At 57.9% G+C, this 19,063-nt stretch carries 22 protein-coding genes and 1 pseudogene; 4 read left to right on the top strand and 19 right to left on the bottom strand.

Annotation, left to right across the window (positions count from 1 at the left end; translation table 11 throughout):
* Nucleotides 1-130: 130 nt before the first annotated feature.
* The 6 genes from KO536_RS02895 to puuE all read right to left on the bottom strand — a co-directional run bounded on the left by KO536_RS02895 (nucleotide 131) and on the right by puuE (nucleotide 6,071).
* Nucleotides 131-1,495, bottom strand: a complete 1,365-nt coding sequence (locus tag KO536_RS02895) for a nucleobase:cation symporter-2 family protein (protein WP_219261034.1) — start codon at nucleotides 1,493-1,495, stop codon at nucleotides 131-133.
* 85 nt (nucleotides 1,496-1,580) lie between these two features.
* Complete coding sequence (locus KO536_RS02900; protein WP_133076058.1) at nucleotides 1,581-2,870, bottom strand: urate hydroxylase PuuD; 1,290 nt, start codon at nucleotides 2,868-2,870, stop codon at nucleotides 1,581-1,583.
* Nucleotides 2,871-2,918: 48 nt separating this feature from the next.
* Nucleotides 2,919-3,422 carry an ureidoglycolate lyase gene (locus KO536_RS02905; RefSeq protein WP_133076059.1) on the bottom strand — a complete coding sequence of 168 codons (504 nt, stop codon included), beginning with the start codon at nucleotides 3,420-3,422 and terminating at the stop codon, nucleotides 2,919-2,921.
* Between the two features lie 150 nt (nucleotides 3,423-3,572).
* The gene (alc, locus tag KO536_RS02910) at nucleotides 3,573-4,568 is read right to left on the bottom strand and encodes an allantoicase (protein WP_019826615.1); all 996 of its coding nucleotides are present in this window, start codon (nucleotides 4,566-4,568) and stop codon (nucleotides 3,573-3,575) included.
* Between the two features lie 61 nt (nucleotides 4,569-4,629).
* Nucleotides 4,630-5,145, bottom strand: a complete 516-nt coding sequence (gene uraD / locus KO536_RS02915; protein ID WP_133076060.1) for a 2-oxo-4-hydroxy-4-carboxy-5-ureidoimidazoline decarboxylase — start codon at nucleotides 5,143-5,145, stop codon at nucleotides 4,630-4,632.
* Nucleotides 5,142-6,071 carry an allantoinase PuuE gene (puuE, locus tag KO536_RS02920; protein ID WP_133076061.1) on the bottom strand — a complete coding sequence of 310 codons (930 nt, stop codon included), beginning with the start codon at nucleotides 6,069-6,071 and terminating at the stop codon, nucleotides 5,142-5,144. The genes uraD and puuE overlap by 4 nt, the downstream gene beginning before the upstream one ends.
* Nucleotides 6,072-6,445: 374 nt before the next feature.
* On the opposite strand from puuE, the gene uraH reads away from it, so the two are divergent.
* Nucleotides 6,446-6,799, top strand: a complete 354-nt coding sequence (uraH, locus tag KO536_RS02925) for a hydroxyisourate hydrolase (RefSeq protein ID WP_133076062.1) — start codon at nucleotides 6,446-6,448, stop codon at nucleotides 6,797-6,799.
* 175 nt (nucleotides 6,800-6,974) lie between these two features.
* Here uraH and KO536_RS02930 read toward each other — a convergent pair whose 3' ends face one another.
* From KO536_RS02930 to KO536_RS02940, 3 genes are all read right to left on the bottom strand, one after another.
* Nucleotides 6,975-7,601: a LysE family translocator gene (locus KO536_RS02930; RefSeq protein WP_019826607.1), complete on the bottom strand. Its 627-nt coding sequence runs from the start codon at nucleotides 7,599-7,601 to the stop codon at nucleotides 6,975-6,977.
* 61 nt (nucleotides 7,602-7,662) lie between these two features.
* Nucleotides 7,663-9,012: an NCS2 family permease gene (locus KO536_RS02935; RefSeq protein WP_219261035.1), complete on the bottom strand. Its 1,350-nt coding sequence runs from the start codon at nucleotides 9,010-9,012 to the stop codon at nucleotides 7,663-7,665.
* 217 nt (nucleotides 9,013-9,229) lie between these two features.
* On the bottom strand, nucleotides 9,230-9,670 hold the full coding sequence (locus tag KO536_RS02940; protein WP_019826601.1) for a MarR family winged helix-turn-helix transcriptional regulator: 441 nt from the start codon (nucleotides 9,668-9,670) through the stop codon (nucleotides 9,230-9,232).
* Between the two features lie 82 nt (nucleotides 9,671-9,752).
* On the opposite strand from KO536_RS02940, the gene KO536_RS02945 reads away from it, so the two are divergent.
* Entirely contained in the window at nucleotides 9,753-10,919 is a 1,167-nt protein-coding gene (locus KO536_RS02945; RefSeq protein WP_133076065.1) for a PLP-dependent aminotransferase family protein, read from the top strand.
* 10 nt (nucleotides 10,920-10,929) lie between these two features.
* Nucleotides 10,930-11,532 (top strand): glutathione S-transferase family protein, encoded by a 603-nt coding sequence (locus KO536_RS02950; RefSeq protein ID WP_133076066.1) that lies wholly within the window; start codon nucleotides 10,930-10,932, stop codon nucleotides 11,530-11,532.
* 65 nt (nucleotides 11,533-11,597) lie between these two features.
* Here KO536_RS02950 and KO536_RS02955 read toward each other — a convergent pair whose 3' ends face one another.
* The 8 genes and pseudogenes from KO536_RS02955 to KO536_RS02985 form a co-directional block, all read right to left on the bottom strand.
* Entirely contained in the window at nucleotides 11,598-11,969 is a 372-nt protein-coding gene (locus tag KO536_RS02955; protein ID WP_133076067.1) for a glutathione S-transferase N-terminal domain-containing protein, read from the bottom strand.
* A 101-nt stretch (nucleotides 11,970-12,070) separates the two neighbouring features.
* A complete protein-coding gene (gene folE, locus KO536_RS02960) occupies nucleotides 12,071-12,616 on the bottom strand; it encodes a GTP cyclohydrolase I FolE (protein WP_019826593.1) in 546 nt (181 codons plus the stop codon).
* A gap of 22 nt (nucleotides 12,617-12,638) precedes the next feature.
* Nucleotides 12,639-12,857 (bottom strand): annotated as a pseudogene (locus tag KO536_RS24175) (site-specific integrase); the annotation flags it as partial.
* A 123-nt stretch (nucleotides 12,858-12,980) separates the two neighbouring features.
* The gene (locus KO536_RS02965; protein ID WP_133076068.1) at nucleotides 12,981-13,241 is read right to left on the bottom strand and encodes a hypothetical protein; all 261 of its coding nucleotides are present in this window, start codon (nucleotides 13,239-13,241) and stop codon (nucleotides 12,981-12,983) included.
* A gap of 4 nt (nucleotides 13,242-13,245) precedes the next feature.
* Nucleotides 13,246-14,004, bottom strand: a complete 759-nt coding sequence (locus KO536_RS02970; RefSeq protein WP_326397667.1) for a response regulator transcription factor — start codon at nucleotides 14,002-14,004, stop codon at nucleotides 13,246-13,248.
* Nucleotides 14,005-14,249: 245 nt separating this feature from the next.
* Nucleotides 14,250-14,807 carry a Smr/MutS family protein gene (locus tag KO536_RS02975; RefSeq protein WP_133076070.1) on the bottom strand — a complete coding sequence of 186 codons (558 nt, stop codon included), beginning with the start codon at nucleotides 14,805-14,807 and terminating at the stop codon, nucleotides 14,250-14,252.
* A gap of 63 nt (nucleotides 14,808-14,870) precedes the next feature.
* Complete coding sequence (locus KO536_RS02980; RefSeq protein WP_219261037.1) at nucleotides 14,871-15,191, bottom strand: hypothetical protein; 321 nt, start codon at nucleotides 15,189-15,191, stop codon at nucleotides 14,871-14,873.
* A 146-nt stretch (nucleotides 15,192-15,337) separates the two neighbouring features.
* Nucleotides 15,338-15,928, bottom strand: coding sequence for a cysteine hydrolase family protein (locus KO536_RS02985; protein ID WP_133076072.1), 591 nt, complete (start codon nucleotides 15,926-15,928; stop codon nucleotides 15,338-15,340).
* A gap of 273 nt (nucleotides 15,929-16,201) precedes the next feature.
* Between KO536_RS02985 and prmB the strand changes: the two genes are divergently transcribed.
* Nucleotides 16,202-17,110 (top strand): 50S ribosomal protein L3 N(5)-glutamine methyltransferase, encoded by a 909-nt coding sequence (gene prmB, locus KO536_RS02990; protein WP_133076073.1) that lies wholly within the window; start codon nucleotides 16,202-16,204, stop codon nucleotides 17,108-17,110.
* 56 nt (nucleotides 17,111-17,166) lie between these two features.
* On the opposite strand, the gene KO536_RS02995 is transcribed toward prmB, so the two are convergent.
* Both KO536_RS02995 and KO536_RS03000 read right to left on the bottom strand, forming a co-directional pair.
* Nucleotides 17,167-17,958 (bottom strand): hypothetical protein, encoded by a 792-nt coding sequence (locus KO536_RS02995; protein ID WP_133076074.1) that lies wholly within the window; start codon nucleotides 17,956-17,958, stop codon nucleotides 17,167-17,169.
* 59 nt (nucleotides 17,959-18,017) lie between these two features.
* The gene (locus KO536_RS03000; protein WP_133076075.1) at nucleotides 18,018-19,022 is read right to left on the bottom strand and encodes an alpha/beta hydrolase; all 1,005 of its coding nucleotides are present in this window, start codon (nucleotides 19,020-19,022) and stop codon (nucleotides 18,018-18,020) included.
* Nucleotides 19,023-19,063 lie beyond the last annotated feature (41 nt).

Raw genomic sequence — 19,063 nt, forward strand, 5'->3', positions numbered from 1 at the left:
ACTCCTTTTTATTATTGTTTTGTGTCAGATGCTGGCAAATCTGTGGGAGCGGGGTTGCTCGCGACTCAGGCACTGCGGTTGTTCAGGTAAACCGCGGTGATCCGATCGCGAGCAAGCCCGCTCCCACAGGTCAGTGCTGATGCACGTGCCCGCTCATGGCTGCGCGCTCGGCGCCGCCCAGTACGTTGAACATCAAGTTCAGGCATACCGCGCTGACGGCGGCCATGGCGATGCCGCTGTGGGTGATGGGGTCCATCCACAGTGGCAGGTGGGCGAAGAACTCGGGGCGTACCACCGGGATCAGGCCCATGCCGATGCTGACGGCCACCAGCAATTGATTGCGGCGGTCGGCAATGTCGGCTTCCTGGAGGATCTTGATGCCTGTGGCCGCGACCATGCCGAACATGGCGATGGCGGCGCCACCCAAAACTGCAGGCGGAATCGAGGCCACCAGATACGCTGCCTTGGGCAGCAGGCTCAGGGTGATCAGAAAGACACCGGCCATGATCGTCACCGAGCGGCAACGCACGCCGGTCATCTGTACCAGACCAATGTTCTGGGCGAATGAGGAGTGGGTAAAGGTGTTGAAGAAACCTGCAATGAACGACGCCCCGGCATCACACAGCAAGCCGCGACGCAGCATGCGTGGAGTGACTTCCTGGTCGGTGATTTTGCCCAGTGCCAGGAGCATCCCGGTGGACTCGACAAAAATGATCACCACCACCAGGCACATCGAGAGGATCGGGGCCAGATGAAATTCCGGCATGCCGAAGTGCAGCGGCGTGACGACCTGGAGCCACGGGGTGTTGTCCAGGCCGGAGAGGTCGACCATGCCAATGGCGCCTGACAGGACATAGCCCAGGGCCATGCCGATCAATACCGAAATGTTGACCCAGAAGCCACGCATGAAGCGGTTGATCAGCAGGATGGTTCCCAGCACCAGTGCCGCAATGGCCAGGTACGTCGGGGAACCGAACTGCGCAGCAGCACTGCCGCCACCGGCCCAGTTGACCGCAACGGGGAACAGGGACAGGCCGATCGATGTAATCACGGTGCCGGTGACCAGGGGTGGAAAGAAGCGAACCACCTTGGACATGAACGGCGCAATGATCATCCCGAAAAAGCCTGCGGCGATGGTCGCGCCGAAGATCCCGGTCAGGCCGATGCCCGGCATCCCGGCCATTGCCACCATACTGCCGACGGCCGCAAAGCTGGCCCCCATCATGACCGGCATGCGAATACCCATGGGGCCGATCCCCATCGATTGCACGATAGTGGCGACACCCGCCACCAGCAGGTCGGCGTTGATCAAAAAGGCGATTTCTTCCCGACTCAGGCCTGCGGCCTGTCCGATGATCAGCGGCACGGCCACGGCGCCGCCATACATCAGCAGCACATGCTGCAAACCGACCAGGATCAGTTGCAGCATGGGTAGCCGCGCCAGCGGGGGCGGCGCGGTTATGGCGGGTATGCGCGGTTCGGTTAAATCGGACATGCAACACCTCGGTCATTTTTTATTGTTGTGAGCTAGTGGTGTGTACTAGCGGGCTCAGCCAGGCTGCGCCCGCAAAGTATGTGCATCAGTTGGTCTGGGCTCCCGCACTGATCCAGGCGCCAATCAGGTCACGTTCCTGCTGGGTCATCTGTGTGATGTTGCCCAGCGGCATGATCGGGGTGGCGACGGCCTGGGCCTGAATACGTGGAGCCATGAGCTTGATCTGCTGCGCGGTGTCGAACATCACGCCTGCTGGGGCTGCACTGAACAGCGGGCTGGTAGGCGTGGCGGAATGACAGACCGTGCAGCGTTCCTGGATCACCGAATGGACCTTCTCGAAATCGACGGTGGCCACCGGTGCTGCCGGGGCAGCGGGTGCGGTGACCGGGGCCGGAGCATCCGCGGCTTTGACGCCGCCCAGCGCGGTTTCAGGAAGCGGCTGGTACTTGATGACTTTGGCCGTTTCGGGCGCGGTCGATACCGGTTTTGGACCGGTGACGTAAGCCAGGCAGATCATGCCCAACGCTGCCACAGGCAAGGTCCAGGCATATTTGTGGCTGTCGTGACGGGTGTTGAAGTAATGACGCACCAACACCGCCAGCACCGCAATCCCGGCCAGGATCAGCCAGTTGTACTGGCTGCCATAGGTGCTCGGGAAGTGGTTGCTGATCATGATGAACAGCACCGGCAAGGTGAAGTAGTTGTTGTGTCGCGAACGCAGCAGTCCTTTGGCCGGAAGGGCTGGATCGGGGCTGCGGCCTTCCTTGATCGCGGCTACCAGAGCGCGTTGTGCGGGCATGATGGTGCGGAACACGTTACCGACCATGATGGTGCCGATAATGGCGCCCACATGCAGGTAAGCACCGCGCCCGCTGAACACCTTGCTCAGGCCGAACGCTGCCGCAACCAGCAACACAAACAGGACGAAACCGAGCAACGCCGGGCGCTTGCCCAGGGCGGAGTCGCAGAGAAAGTCGTAAACGAACCAGCCGGCGATCAGCGAACCGATCCCGATGGCCACTGCTTCGGGACCGCTCAGGCTGCTGCCGGGAGCAATCAGGTACAGCGCGGGGTTGAAGTAGAAGACCAGGCAGAGCAGGGCGATGCCTGACATCCAGGTGAAATAGGCTTCCCATTTAAACCAGTGCAGGTTTTCCGGCATGGTGGGTGGGGCCAGCTTGTATTTTTCGAGGTGGTAAATGCCGCCGCCGTGAATCGCCCATAGATCGCCTGCCAGGCCATCCTTGGGGTTGGCACGGTTGAGATTGTTCTCCAGCCAGACGAAATAAAACGATGCGCCGATCCAGGCCACACCAGTGATCATATGAATCCAGCGCACGCTCAGATTCAGCCATTCCATTAGATGTGCTTCCACAGTCTTTACCTCTTGCCCGTCACTCTTTTATGAGTGTTGGACCTTCTCTTATTGGTGGGGGGCGAGGAACAGCAACTGATCCTCTTTAAAGAAATGCTCATCGCAGTTATTGCCTGTGCCACTGCGATCAACCACCAGGAAGTCATCCCGCTTTTCGATCGTCAGCACCGGATGGTGCCAAACGCCGCGATGGTAATTAATGCCCTGCCTGCCATTACTGACAAAGGCGCGGACCAAGCCTGATACAGGTTCATCGCCAAGTGGCGCGACCACGATCAGAAAGGGGTTGCCGAGCAGCGGTATAAACGCCTGGCTGCCCAGCGGATGGCGCTCCAGCATGCGAACGGTAAATGGCATGTCCTGCGCCTCGGCGCGGAAAATGCTGATGATCGCCTTGTCTTCTGGCGTAGCCGTTTCGACTTCTGCCAGACGGTGAAAGCGCATGGTCGAACCGTTATTGATCATGAAGTGGTCGCTGCCATCGGTTTCAATCACATCGCCGAAAGGGGCGAAGGCTTCTTTGGTCAGCGGTTCAATCATCAATGTGCGCATGGTGGTCTTCTTATTCGGGTTTCTGTCAGGTCATCGTGTTGCTTTTGTTGTCGCTGCCGCAGGCTGCGAGTGAGATAGCGGGTTGCTCCGCAACCCTTCGCAACCCTTCGCAACCCTTCGCAGCCTGCGGCAGCGACTACAGGCTCAGCATTACTTCGCTACTTTGCCCAGTACGCGAATGCGGCTTACACCACCGTCCGGGAACAGGTTCAGGCGAATATGGGTAATCGGGCCGAGGTTTTTGAGTTGCTCGCTGTAGGTGTGCTCAGCGTGCATTTCCATTTTTTGACTCGGCAGCAGCTCACGCCAGAACAGCGACTGGGTTTCGATCTGGCTGTCGGTACCGCCCTTGACGAACGCGCCCTGGATCGAGCAGCTGTCGGGGTAGTTGCCTTTGAAGTGCAGGGTGTCGACGATGATTTTTTCAATCTCGCCTGCATGGCCCAGCGCCACGATGACCCAGTCATTGCCCGGAGTACGGCGGCGTGCGGTTTCCCAACCGTCGCCCATGTTGATGCCGCGGCCCGGGTTGAGGATGTTGCTCATGCGGCCGAAGTGCTCGTCGGAGCAGGCGAGGGCGCGGCCACCGTTGAGGGCGGCTGCCAGGTCGATCTGCTCGTTGTCACCCACTGCCGACCAGTCACGGAACGGCACGCCATACACGCGCAGACGCGCTACGCCGCCATCCGGGTAGATGTTGAAGCGCAGGTGGCTGAAGGCCTGGTCATTGCTGATTTCGTGGTAGTGATGGCTGTTGCCTTGCAGCTCGACAGCCGACAGCACTTCAACCCACTGGGTGTTTTCGTTGGGTTCGCCCGAGGCCAGGAAACAGGCTTCCAGCGAGGCAGACGGCGGAAAGTTGCCGGTGAAGAATGAAGTGTCGATGTCCACACCCTTGATCGAGCCCGGAACGCCCAGGCGGATCACTGCGCTGTCATAGCCTTCGAAGCGCTTGCGGCGGGACTCCCAGCCGTCCATCCACTTGCCGTTGTCATCGAAAACGCCCTCCTTCCATACGGCCGGGGTCGGCTGGAACAGGCGGTTGGCGTCGGCGAACCAGTCATCGGTGACCGAAACGATTTTGGTGCCCAGGCGGGCATCGGCCAGGTTGACGAACTTCTCGAAAGGTACGGCGTAAGCTTTCATTCTTCTTGTCTGCCTTTAATTAAGTGGCTGGAGATGCGTCACCGGCACGTGCCGGTTCGGCTTAGAGCTGGAGTAATCGGAACAGGGCAATTTTGTTGATTTCTGCCAACGCGCATTTGAACTCGACGTCTGCCGGGTTATGGATGCGGGTCTCGAACGCGGCGAGGATCTGGTGCCGGTCGCTGCCTTTTACCGCCATGATGAAGGGAAACTTGAACTTGGCTTTATAGGCCTCGTTCAGCTCGGTGAAGCGTTGAAACTCTTCGGCCGTGCATTGGTGAATACCGGCGCCAGCTTGTTCATGGGTGCTGGCTTCGGTGAGTTGGCCCTGGACGGCTGCTTTGCCGGCCAGGTCCGGGTGAGCATTGATCAATGCCAGCTGGCTGGCGTGATCGGCGCTCAACAAAATGTCACTCATGCGCTGGTGCAGGGTTTCGATGGTGTCGACGCTGCTGTCCAGGCCCAGGTCGCAGGCTTTTTCGGCGACCCAGGGCGAGTGTTCGTAGATATCGGCAAAGGCTGCCACGAACGCTTCACGGCTCAGTTGTGAAGGCTTGAGGGTCTTGAAGGCGCTCATTTGGCGGTCTCTGCAACAAAAGGGTGGGTGGCGTGCCAGTGGCGGGCGATGTCCACGCGGCGGGTGAACCAGACCTGTTCATGACCCTTGGCGTATTCAATGAAACGCTTGAGGGCGGCGAGACGCGCAGGGCGGCCAATGAGGCGGCAATGCAGGCCGATGGATAGCATTTTCGGCGACTCTGCGCCTTCGGCGTACAGCACATCGAAAGCATCCTTGAGGTACTGGAAAAATTGCTCGCCGGTATTGAAACCCTGCACCTGGGTGAAGCGCATGTCATTGGTGTCCAGGGTGTAAGGGATCACCAGATGCGGCTTGCCGGTAGGGTTGTTGGGCTCCCAGTAGGGCAGGTCGTCGTCATAGGTGTCGCAGTCGTACAGGAAACCGCCTTCTTCCATCACCAGGCGCCGGGTATTGGGGCCGGTGCGGCCGGTGTACCAGCCCAGGGGGCGTTCACCGCTGATTTCGGTGAGGATGCGGATGGCTTCGAGCATGTGTTCACGCTCAAGGGCTTCATCCATGTACTGGTAGTCGATCCAGCGATACCCGTGGCTGCAAATCTCATGCCCGGCAGCAACCATGGCGCGGATCACGTCCGGGTGGCGCTGGGCGGCCATCGCCACGGCAAATATGGTCAGCGGGATGTCGAACTCGCGAAACAGTTTGAGTACACGCCACACGCCTGCGCGGCTGCCGTACTCGTACAAGGACTCCATGCTCATGTTGCGCTCGCCTTGCAACGGCTGCGCCGAGACCATTTCGGACAGGAACGCTTCAGATTCCTTGTCGCCGTGCAGAATGTTGCGCTCGCCGCCTTCTTCGTAGTTGAGTACGAAAGACAGGGCGATACGGGCGTTGTCCGGCCAATGCGGGTGCGGAGGGTTTGGACCGTAACCAATCAGGTCGCGTGGGTAGTCAGCGCTCACTACAGTCTTCCTTATTGTTTGTGTTAACAGTCGATTGGCCAGACCTGGCGTCACTGCGATGGCTTGATTGTATACAACTTTATAATCTATTTGTAACCCTGATTTTTTCTATTTCTACCATGCTTCGCGCCTGAAAGGTACTTGCAAGAAACCTGCCTGATTGGTCAGCTTATGGATAAGAAGTCTGCTAACCCTGCGGCTTTGACAGGAAATACCGTGCAGGCGGTGCGGCTCAAGGGCTGGCTGAAATTGTGCTTTTTAATTGTGTACAATTTTTTTGATAAATGTCTTAATCGTGTTCTCGCTGATGCTTTTGGTGCGCCAAAGGGGTGCAGTGGCCATTTTTTTCACCGACTCGGGAGGTCGCACAATCTATGGGACGTTTGACTACGCACGTTTTGGATGCCGCACATGGCTGTCCGGGCAGCTCGATCAAGGTCGAGTTGTATCGGGTTGAAGGTTCGGGGCTGGAGTTGGTCGCTACAGCGCTGACCAATAGCGATGGCCGCTGCGACGCGCCGTTGCTGGAAGGGGATACGTACCGTTCGGGGGTTTACCAGGTGCAGTTCAGTGCCGGTGATTACTACCGCGCGCGGGGTGTGAAATTGCCGGAGCCGGCGTTTCTGGACGTGGTGGTACTGCGTTTCGGGATCAGTTCCGAGCAGGATCACTACCATGTACCGCTACTGATTTCGCCGTACAGCTACTCGACCTATCGCGGTAGCTAGAAGATATCGATCTGCGCATGTGGTTATTTGCCCGCTCACACTGCGGGCTTTTTTTTGCCTGTCTACACATGACTTGTGGGGGCGGGCTTGCTCGCGATGGCATCGACGCGTTCATCCAGAAACACGGCGGCGCTTGTATCGCGAGCAAGCCCGCTCCCACACAGGCGGTGCTGTATCAGCGGCTTAGCAGTGACGCCGTTCCCGCTACACCAAACAACCCGGCGCTGATGCGGTTGAACCAGCTCTGGCCCTTGCCGCTGCGCAGATAACCCGCCGCACCATGGGCGCCAAGGCCGTAGGCCAGCTTGCACAGCAGGTCGAGTACGGTCCAGGTGGCGATCATCACCAGCAACTGGTTAAGGAAGGGCAGGTCAGGGTTGAGGAACTGCGGAAGGAAGGCAGCAAAGAACAAAATGTCTTTCGGATTACTGGCGCCCAGTACAAACGCGCGCCCGAACAGGGCGCTGAAGCGCGGTTTTGGTGCGGCTTCAGGCACGTTAGTGACCGTGGCCGGCTGGCGCGATTGTTTCCAGCTTTGCCAGGCCAGATAAAACAGATACAGCGCGCCGACGATTTTCAGGGCGCTGAAGAGTTTTTCCGAGGCCAGCAACAAAGCCCCCAAACCCAGTGCCGAAGCACTGAGCAGGCAAATCGAGGCAAATACACCCCCCAGAAATGCCGGGTAAGAACGGCGCAAGCCGTAGTTCAAACTGTTGCTGATCATCAATAACGACAAAGGCCCCGGAATCAGGATTACCACCAATGCCGCGCTGCTGAACAGCAGCCAGGTTTCCAGACTCATCACTTCCTCCCATAGCACAAAGACCCCGCGTCATTGGCGGGGCCGGTTGATATCGCCCGGTTTACAGGTAAATAAACTTGGCGATGAAAATAGCGCAGAGCACCCACAGGCTGACAGAAATTTCGCGGTATTTACCGGTGCCTGCCTTGAGTGCGACATAGCTGATAAAGCCCAGGGCAATCCCGTCGGCGACCGAGAAGGTCATTGGCATCATGATCATGGTCACAATGGCCGGGATGCAGTCGGTGGGTTCGTCCCAGTTGATGTGCTGCATGCCGCCCATCATCAGCATCGCGACGTAAATCAGGGCGCCTGCTGTGGCATAAGCGGGGATCATGCCAGCCAGGGGGGCGAAGAACATCGCGGCAACAAACAGCACGCCCACGGTGACGGCGGTGAGCCCGGTCCGACCGCCTGCCGCGACCCCTGCGGCGCTTTCGACATAGCTGGTCACGGGTGGCACGCCAACCACGGCGCCGAACACGCTTGAGGCGCTGTCAGCCTTGAGTGCCCTGGACAGGTTTTCGATCTTGCCGTCAGCCTTGACCAGGCCGGCACGCTGGGCCACGCCCATCAAGGTGCCGGCAGTGTCGAACATGTGTACAAACAGGAAGGCCAGCACCACGCTGATCATGCTGATATTGAACACACCCTTGAGGTCCATCGCCATCCAGGTCGGAGCCAGGCTTGGCGGCGCAGACATGATGCCGTTGTAGTGCACCAGATCCAGGCCCCAGCCCGCGAGAGTGACGGCGATAATGCTGATCAGGATCGCGCCGAACACGCGGTGGTAGCTAAGAATCGCAATCATCAAAAAGCACACGGCGGCCAGCAGCGGCGCCGGGTCGCGCAGGGAGCCGAGCTTGATCAGGGTGGCCGGGCTATCGACGATGATGCCCGAGGTTTTCAGGCCGATGATCCCCAGAAACAAACCGACCCCCGCACCCATTGCATAACGCAGGCTGGCAGGAATGCTGTTGAGCAGCCATTCGCGCACCCGTGACAGGGTCAGAATCAGAAACAGTACGCCAGAGACAAAGACCGCGCCCAGGGCGGTCTCCCAGCTGTAGCCCATCGTCCCGACCACCGTGTAGGTGAAGAACGCATTCAGGCCCATGCCTGGCGCCAGGCCTACCGGCCAGTTGGCGTAGAGCCCCATTAACAGGCTGCCCAGGGCAGCGGCGATGCAGGTCGCCACAAAGGCTGCGCCGTGATCAATGCCCGCGTCGGCCATGATGTTGGGGTTGACGAAGATGATGTAGGCCATGGTGATAAAGGTGGTCAGCCCGGCGATCAGCTCGGTCCTGACCGTGGTGCCATGCAGCGACAGTTTGAACAGGCGCTCCAGCCAGCCGCGGGAGGAGGGGGGAGAAAGTTCAACGGCGGGTACTTCTGACTTTTGGCTGTCCACGGTTTTTCCTCAGGCTTTTATTGTTTTTAAGGGCACTGGTGAGGCGCGCAGCATTTTTCTGACCTTTGGGTCAAGAATGCAGGCGAGATGAATTATGCTTTTGTATACAAAAAAAGCAAATAATGTTTTCTGGATTGTGGCCGAAAGTGATGGGTGGAAGTGGGCTTGTTGTGGGAGCCCTGCTCCAGTATCCAGTATCCAGTATCCAGTATCCAGGCTAGGGCTGGCGGCTTTGGCCCAGGGCATGATTGATCGCCAGCCAGCCATTGACGGCGTCGTCACCGGCCTGGGCGAACACCCGTTGCAGCAGTTTGACCTGCTCGCGGCGCAGGTTTTTCTCGAAGGTGACGCCGTCAGCAGTCAGCTCCAGCAGGCGTTTGCGCTTGTCGGTCTCGGGCGCGACGCTGCGCACCAGATCCATTTCGATCAGCTGGCGTAATGGCGTATTGAGGGCTTGTTTGCTTACGCCCAGCAGCGTCAGCAGTTCCTTGACGCTTACACCGGGATGGTGGGCGATAAAAAAAACGATGCGCTGATGCACCCGGCTCAGCCCACGGCGCGCCAGCATTTCGTCTGCCTTTGCAGTAAACGCTTGATAGCCAAAGAAGAAGGCTTCCATGGCGGCACGCTGAGTGGTCGGATTTTTAAGGTCAAGCATATTGACGTATCTAGGCTTCGCGGCGTAGTTTCGGTCAACCAGTTTGACTTATTTCCAATTACTTCCGCTACCGGTGATCTGTATGGCCTTCTCCGAACGTGTTTCCCGCCTGAAAAGCTCTTTGATTCGTGAAATTCTGGCTGCGGCCCAACGCCCGGAAGTCATGTCTTTCGCTGGCGGGCTACCGGCTGAAGCCATGCTGCCCAAGGTCGACTGGACCGACATGCCGGCCTCGATGGGTCAATACGGCATGAGTGAAGGCGAGCCGGCACTGCGTGAAGTACTGGCCGCAGAGGCCCGCGCATTGGGCGTTGATTGCGATGCGAGCCAGGTCATGGTACTTAGCGGTTCGCAGCAGGCGCTGGATCTGGCAGCCAAGCTGTACATCGACAAAGGCACTGAAATCATGCTCGAAGCGCCGACCTATCTGGCGGCGCTGCAAATCTTCCAGCTGTTCGGCGCCGAGTGCCTGACGTTCCCGCTGCAAGCCGACGGCCCGGACCTGGCCGCCTTGCGTGTGCAGCTGGAAAAACACAGCCCGGCCTTCATCTACCTGATCCCGACGTTCCAGAACCCGTCTGCCGTGCGTTACAGCGAAACCAAGCGCGACGCGGTAGCGGCCTTGCTCGACGAGTTCGGCGTCACCCTGATTGAAGATGAGCCGTACCGCGAACTGAACTTTGACGGTGGCAGTGCAACGCCGATTGTCAGCCGCCTGAAAAAAGCCAGCTGGATCTACACCGGCACCGTGTCCAAGACCCTGTTGCCGGGCTTGCGCGTTGGCTTCCTGATTGCCAGCCCTGATCTGTTCCCCCATTTGCTGCGCCTCAAGCAATCGGCTGACCTGCACACCAACCGTGTTGGCCAATGGCAGGCTTTGCAGTGGATCGGCACCGAGAAAATGACCAACCACCTGGCCGAGTTGCGTGACTTCTACCGCGTACGCCGTGACGGTTTTCAGCTGGCGCTGGAAGAGCACTTCTCGGACCTGGCGGACTGGCATGTGCCACAGGGCGGCCTGTTCTTCTGGTTGACCCTAAAGCAGCCGTTCGACACCCGTACGTTGCTCAAGCCTGCGCTGGAGCAGAACGTGGCATTCATGCCGGGTGAACCGTTCTTCGCCAACCCGGACCAGAACGTAGGCAGCCTGCGCCTGAACTTCAGCCACATCGACCCGGCGCGTCTGCACGAAGGCCTCAAGCGCCTGGCTAACGTTATTCGTCAGGCTCAGGCCGCTCAAGCGGCCTAAAGGAGGCACGATGCTCAAGGTTTATGGCGATTACAATTCGGGCAACTGCTACAAGATCAAGCTGATGCTGCATTTGCTGGGCATTGAGTATCAGTGGTTCGCGGTGGATATCCTCAAGGGCGAAACACAAACCCCGGATTTCCTGGCGAAAAACCCGAACGGCAAAGTGCCAGTGCTGGAGCTGGAAGACGGCACGTGCCTGTGGGAGTCCAACGCGATTCTCAACTACCTGGCCGACGGCAGCGAGTTTTTGCCAGCTGAGCCGCGTTTGCGCACCCAGGTGCTTCAATGGCAGTTTTTCGAACAGTACAGCCATGAGCCTTACATTGCGGTGGCAAGGTTTATCCAGTTTTACCTGGGGTTGCCGCAAGAGCGTCTGGAGGAGTACCGCACACTGCAAAAGCGCGGCTACAAGGCGCTGGATGTGATGGAGCAACAGCTCAATCGCACCCCGTACCTGGTGGGTGAGCAGTATTCGATTGCTGACGTGACGTTGTACGCCTACACCCATGTGGCCGATCAGGGCGGCTTTGATCTCAGCGGCTATCCTGGCATCCAGGCCTGGCTGCAAAGAGTGGCCAGCCATCCGCGGCATGTGGGGATGCTCGATTGAGCTGATCGCCCATAAAAAAAACCGGCCTTGAGCCGGTTTTTTTATGGGCGGGAGGGGCGTGATCTTTAAACGTTGGCAAAGCGCTGGTTCAGGTACTCAATGATCACCTTGGAGTCGTACATCCAGGTGGTCTTGCCGTCTTCTTCAATGCGCAGGCAAGGCACTTTGATCTTGCCGCCTTGCTCCAGCAGGGTTTGACGGTCCTGCTCGTTGTTTTTCGCATCCCGCAGGGCTACCGGCACATTCAGGCGGCGCAACGTGCGGCGGGTTTTCACGCAGAACGGGCACGCGTGGAACTGGTACAGGGTCAGGCTTTTTGCAGCTTGATCGACCAGCGCCTGAGCGGCTGCCGGGCGCTGCTTTTTGCTGGGCCGGGTAACAAAATCGCCAGCGATGATGAGCTGACCCAGGCCTACGCGAAGCGCTTTGATAAACACAGTAAAAGCCTCATGGGCAAGTAAGAAGGGGCGCAGCTTACCTGAAAACAGGCAGGCGAAAAAAAACCGGCGATAAACGCCGGCCTTTTTCGGGTCGTCAATTACTTGATCAAGCTGAGAAACTCGCTACGGGTGGCGGCGTTTTCGCGGAACTCACCCAGCATCACCGATGTAATCATCGACGAATTTTGCTTCTCGACACCGCGCATCATCATGCACATGTGCTTGGCTTCAATCACCACGGCAACGCCCAGGGCGCCGGTGACTTGCATCACTGCGTCGGCGATCTGGCGGCTCAGGTTTTCCTGGATCTGCAAGCGGCGGGCGTACATGTCGACAATTCGCGCCACTTTAGACAGGCCCAGCACTTTGCCGCTCGGAATGTAAGCCACGTGGGCTTTGCCGATAAACGGCAGCAGGTGGTGTTCGCACAGCGAGTACAACTCGATGTCTTTAACCAGCACCATTTCGCTGTTGTCAGAGCTGAACAAGGCACCGTTGGTGACTTCTTCCAGGGTTTGTTCATAGCCACGGCAAAGGTACTGCATGGCTTTGGCTGCACGCTTTGGCGTATCCAGAAGGCCTTCACGGGAAACGTCTTCGCCGAGTTGACCGAGGATCGCGGTGTAGTTTTGTTCCAATGTCACAGGGCTATATTCCATGCGGGTTTCATAGTGGCACCTCGTCGGGTCGTGCCAATTTTGTACCAATCATGCTGTTTTCGAGTTTCCCGAGCTCGCTCCAGTCTGTGCTGGAATTGAGCCACCTAGCGTAAGTCGAGAGCAATATCTGCACGCCGTGGCCAAGCTGATTGGCGATAAACGCAGGGTTCATGCCTGCCATGAGGCACATGGTAGCGTAGGTATGGCGACAGTTGTATTGTCGGCGCACTTTGAGGGCCAGATTTGATGGCGCTTCTTGAAAATAAGCCCGACTCGACCAGGCGCGCGCTCAACCAATCATCGTGACCACCGCCAGCCTGGCCCGTGAGTTTTTTGGTGCATGGCCCGGTTACAGTGTCAGCGCCTGGGTTCTGGCTTGAACCACAGCGTGTATCACCTGGGAGACACTGGCCATATCTTCACAGGTTAATACATCGAGGGTCTTGAGTGCTTCACTAAAGCCCTCTGCGCGCTCACTGGCCAGGCGTACCTGCAGGCTGTTCCTGGCGCTCTTAATTGCATTCAGTTGACGGTGTAAACCGACCCTCACCGCGTCCGGCATACAAATAGTGATAAAGGAGCCAACCCCTTTGCTGTAGCGTATGTTCATCGCTTTATAGACTCAATCCATGTGATTTTAAAGCGAGCGCTAACTGTGTTCTATTGGAGGCGCCCGTCAAGTTCAGTATTTGTGAAATATAGAGTTTTACTGTATTTGGCGTAATGCCCATGTCGCTGGCGATTTCGTAGTTTGTTTTACCTTCGCTGACAAGTTGTGCCGCTTGCAGTTGGCGAGGTGATAACTTGCTGAATAAAAATTCCTTATAGTCCGTTTGTTCGGTGTCCGATGGGCTGCTGGTATTTCTTGTACGGGGCGGATGGGCTTTTCTAATATCTGAATGTATGTCGCTTATGGAATTTATCAGGCCTTGCAAACGCCTGCTCAAGGCCTCGGTGCTCTGATTGTGTGCTGCGCTGTCTGTTTGCTTTTCTTCGAGTTTCTTCAGCGTCTGAAGCAGCGAGTCGGGGTTGACAGGCTTTTGGTGGTAGTCGGAGAAACCTTCGCGCAGAGCACGGACCAGATCCTTTTTTTCGCCCTGGGCGCTTAGCAGGACGGCATCGAAGACGCGATGCTTCTTGGAGTATTGCTTGAGCCTCTGGATGAGTTCTATGCCGTCGAAACCGGGCATCAGCAAGTCGCACACCACCAGGGCGATCGACGGGTCTTCGTTGAATAGGTCAATGGCCTGGCGGCTACTGTAACTGGGAATGCAGGTGAACCCGTTACTCTCAAGAAATTCACACATCTCTTCAACGATAAGCGGTTGGTCGTCGACAACTAATATGCGTGTTTTGGGAGGGTGTGGGGTCACAAAAAGGTTATCCATTTGTGGAGGGCTAAATAAGCGCCGATTACCCCGTATTATCCAGCAGGTTAATAGGCGAGGGTAGCCATACTTTTTGCATAGTTAGATAGTTTAATGGGGGGGCGAAGTTTAGCGAGTCGTCAGGATTGGAGAGGGCGGATGAAGTATGCATTTATTGAGCAGTTAGTGGATAACTGCTCGACTTGACCGATTTGCCTGAGGCAAGCGGGTTTAAATCCTTGCAGAGCGTGTTATTCGTCTCGACCTTCCATCATGGTGCGCTTGAGCATCACATACACCGCGCCGGCACCGCCATGTTTGGCCTGGCAGGAGCAGAAGCCCAGTACCTGTGAGTGCTGGCGCAGCCAGGTATTGACGTGACTCTTGATCATTGGACGCTTGCCGTCCAGGCGTACGGCCTTGCCGTGGGTGACTCGCACGCAGCGCACTTCAAGCCGGGTAGCTTCGCTGAGGAATTCCCAAAGGGTTTCGCGGGCTTTTTCGACGGTCATGCCATGCAGATCAAGGCTGCCTTCGAAGCTGATCTGGCCCAGCTTGAGCTTGCGCATCTGGCTTTCTTGCACGCCATCACGGGCCCAGCTCAGTTGATCTTCGGGGCCAACATCGATCACGAATTGGTCTGACAGGCCGTCGATGATGGTCGCATTGGTGCGCACAGTGGCTGACTGACGCAGTTTTGCCAGCTGTGCACGGTCAGCTTTGGGTTTGCCGGTGTCCGCCCGATCATGCTTGATCGGTTTAACGCCGCGAATCTCGTTTTTGAACAGGGAAAAATCGTCGTCTTGCATGTCAGCCTCCGTGAAGGGCGGCTAGTTTACCCAAGTCGACGACAATCGGGCGGCGGATGTGCGTCAGTCTTGTTTTTTCATCAGGTGCGGGGCCATGTTCAGGCCCAGTGGCTGGCGCATCAGGCGACGGCGACGACGCCACATCCAGACGCCCAGCCAGCAGACCAGTATGCCAAGCACCAGTACCAGTGTTGCACCCGCCGGGCTGGCATTGAGCTCACCCAGGGCGCCGGGGCGGCCAATCAGGCTGGCGGCACCTGCCACCAGTAACAGCGCGCCCACAAGCGCAATCAGCGCGGCAAACACCAGTACCAGGCGTGAGCGCCAGTCACGGTGTGCCTTGGGGCGTAAGCGTCGAGCATCAAAACCATCGGAGATCTTCATTCCGATCTTTCCTTAAAGGGTATCGGCCCTTCGACAGGGAATTGGGCAGGTTGTTCCTGGGAGGGGGGAAACAGGAAGCTGCGTGCAGGTGGACGGTCTTTATTGATGGGCGGTTGCGCAGGCCGCCCGTCAGAAGCCGATTCAGATCAAATCAGGTTTTTAGTCAGGGTCAGGGTGGCGAAGTTGTCGTTCATGATCGCCATCTCGGCTTTCTGAACCTGCTCTGCGCTGATAATGCCGTCCGGGGTAGGCAAGTCTCGGGTGGCGCAGGCATCTTCGACCAAGGTGCAGCGCAGGCCATAGTCTTTGGCTGCGCGTACGGTGGTGCTGACGCTGGAGTGGCTCATGAAGCCGCAGACGATCACATCCAGGGAACCCAGGTTCTCCAGTGCTTTTTGCAAGCCTGTGTCATTGAAGGCGTTGGGCATGCGTTTTTCGATAATCAGCTCATCGCCCTGGGGTTCAAGGCCTTTGATGAACGCGCCTCGTTCGCCCTGCGGGTCGAACATGCCGCCAACGGTGCCCAGGTGACGGATATGGATCACCGGGCGCTTGGCCTTGCGGGCAGCCTCCAGCAAAAGGGCGATGTTGGCAGTGGCAGCGTCCATGCCGGACAAGGCCAGGGGCCCGTTCAGATATTCGTTTTGCGCATCGATGATCAGCAGGCTGGCATTGCTCAGATTGGCCGCGGCATAACCACGTCCAGTGAGTTGAAACATCGTCTTTAAAGCGGGCATTCGGGGGCTCCTTTGAATGGGGCTTTTGAGACATTCTCCACTGGCGGAGCGTTTATGTGAATGGCCTGTCGTGCAAGCGGTGTGGTTGCTGGCCTGTAGCGATGTCAAGGAGTAACGCAGAAAGGTAAAAATGTACAAATTGGAGCGATTTCAGGTTTTTCATGGACGTGTTCTGACGTTTTAAAACAGCGGGGTGTGTAGACCGGTGGCCTGCCTTTGGCGCGTCGAGGTTTGGCTGTTAGAATCGCCAATCGATTTTGAGGAGTAAGACCATTGATCACTTCCCGCCTGCGCACTTTGCGCGACCATATTCGCTGGGCCGTTAGCCACTTTCATGGGGAAGAGCTGTTCTTTGGTCATGGCACCGACAACGCTTGGGACGAAGCCCGTCAACTGGTGTTGGGTGCACTGAACCTGCCGTGGGAAATCGCGGACAGTTATCTCGATTGCCGCCTTGAAGACGATGAACTGGTCAACCTGCAGCATTTGCTCAAGCGCCGCATCGAAGAGCGGGTACCAACAGCCTATCTGCTGGGCGAAGCGTGGTTCTGCGGGATGTCGTTTATTGTTGATGAGCGCGTACTGATTCCGCGCTCACCCATTGGTGAGCTGATCGAAAAACGTTTTGAGCCGTGGCTGGGGACTGAGCCGTCGCGCATTCTAGATCTGTGCACCGGTTCGGGCTGCATCGGTATTGCGTGTGCCTATGAGTTCCAGAACGCCGAAGTGGTGCTGGCCGACCTGTCGTTTGAAGCCCTTGAAGTGGCTAACCAGAATATTGAGCGTCACGGCGTTGACGAGCGCGTATACACCGTTCAGGGCGATGGCTTTGATGGTTTGCCGGGGCAGCGCTTCGACTTGATCGTGTCCAACCCGCCGTATGTCGATGCTGAAGATTTTGCCGACATGCCTGCCGAGTACCAGCATGAACCGGAGTTGGGCCTGGCTTGCGGCGATGATGGTCTGAACCTGGTACGCCGGATGCTGGCCGAGGCGGCTGACCATCTGACCGAAAAAGGCCTGCTGATTGTTGAAGTGGGCAACAGCCAGGTTCACGTCGAGTCGCTGTACCCGGAAGTCGACTTTGCCTGGCTTGATTTCGAGCGTGGTGGTCATGGGGTGTTCATGCTGACCGCCGAGCAGTGCCGAGAGCATCAGGCGCTGTTCGCTTCGCGGGTTTGATGGCAGGTGAGTAGCAGCTGCCTGGGAACGAAGGCTGCTACGGATTGCGACCTGCTTCAGCGGTGTGTCGCAATCCAGATCAACAAGCCTGCCTGGAACACTGAAAAGGCCACCAGGCAGGTGATGGTAAAACGCAAGCCGGTCTCTTCGCGCCGGTGCCTGCTGAGTTTTTCTTCCTTGTCCCGCAGCTTCACATCTTGCTCCTGCAGGTTCTGCTCAGCCTGCTGGAGCATTTGCGCGGCATCAAGAATCTCCAGGATCTGAAGTTTCTCGACGTTCCAGCTGTCCAGTAATTCGCCTGCCTGTACGTCTTCCAGCCGTGCTTTCAGAAACTGGGCATCGGCATACACCACATCAAACCCGTGCACGCGCAAAAAATGGTCGCGGCGCAGGCGGCTGTCTTCGTTCAGGGCGTCCCTGCTGGGCAGATCGATCCCGTCAATGCGGTACTGAGCCCACCTTTTTTGCACCCATTTTGCAGCTTGAGCCAGTAAGAAGCGGCCTATTCCGCGGTTCAGGGGTTCAATCTGCAGGCCGCGCTCAGGGCTCAAGCGCACGCGGTGAGTCAGGTGGTCGACCCACACATCGAGATGATTTTGCTCCTCGCGTACCCGCTGGCCAGGCAAGGAGACAGCCAGTCGCAGCAGGCTGAGTTCCTTGCTGTTGCGTTCGGCATACCCGAACTGCACAAACCGCAGGGGGCGTGCCCCGGTGCTGCGGTCTGTCTGCAGAGGGGCGAGGCGCAGCATTCTGAAATGCTCGGGCTGCACGTCAGCCCAAGGCAGGGGCGGCGCCTCGGGCGCTGCCGGTGCCTCAGTCCCGGCGGGTTGTGATGGGGTGTCGCTCATAGCGGCTCAATCCTGTGCTAGCCCGAAATGTCAGCAAAGCAAAGGCGGCCGACACCGGTTTATCGGCCGTTATGCGCAGGACTGTAGGGCTGGCCGGCGTTCACTTTCGTGATAAAGCGCACAGTTCGATCGCCCAGCTCTCCCGCCAGACGCTGATTGGGGTCGTTGTAGGACTGTATCTGGCGCTTCATGTCCATTGGCACGATCCGCATGACGTGGTTCATGCCATTGATCAGCGTCAGAACGGCATCGGGCTTGGCTGCCTTGAGCAGGCGCGCATCCTTGACCTCAACCTGGATGTCATGAGTGCCCTGAATGATCAGCGCCGGCATTTTCAGCGCAGCAAAGGCGGTAGCAGGGTTGTAGCGCAGAAGGCTGATCATGTAAGGCTGCACGCTGGGACGGAACACCAGTTGCAGGTCGTCAGGCACGTTATCGTCGGTGCGACCGGCCTCGAGGGTGCTGATCAGCTCGAAGCTGCGTTTGAGCAGTGCCGGTGGCAGATGATTGCGTTGCAATTGTTCGCGCAACAAGACGCCCACCGGACGTCCCGTCCCCGCAATGGAAATCACCCCGGCGGCGCCAATCCTGGGCGCTGCGAGGCTTGCGATCAATGCGCCTTCACTGTGTCCGAGCACAAACACCTTGCCAAAGCGCGGGTCGCTTTTGAGCTTCTCGCCCCAGGCCACCGCGTCGGTGACATATTGATCCAGGTTCAACTGTCGCTCATCAGGCCCGGCAGGCCGGCTTTGGGCAATGCCGCGCTTGTCGAAACGCACGCTGGCGATATTGCTCTGGGCCAGGCGCCATGCCAGCTTTTTCAGGGCATCATTGCGCCCTCCCATGGGGTTGTTGCCGTCGCGGTCGGTCGGGCCGGAACCCGCAATGATCAGCACCACAGGTACGGGCTTGTCACTCTTGGGCAATACCAGCGAGCCATACAGCGTGCCGGAGCCGGTATCCAGCTCAATGGGCCGCAGCAAGACATTGGAAGGGGGGGCTGCCAGGGCCTGGGAGCCAAAGCCAAGCAAGGTCAGTGCAAAGAAGAGTATTCGCAGCATCATAGCGCCATCATTGTCTAGTGTGCCGGTTGGACAAACCCGGA

Source organism: Pseudomonas sp. NKUCC02_KPG (genome assembly GCF_019345465.1).
GTDB lineage: Bacteria > Pseudomonadota > Gammaproteobacteria > Pseudomonadales > Pseudomonadaceae > Aquipseudomonas.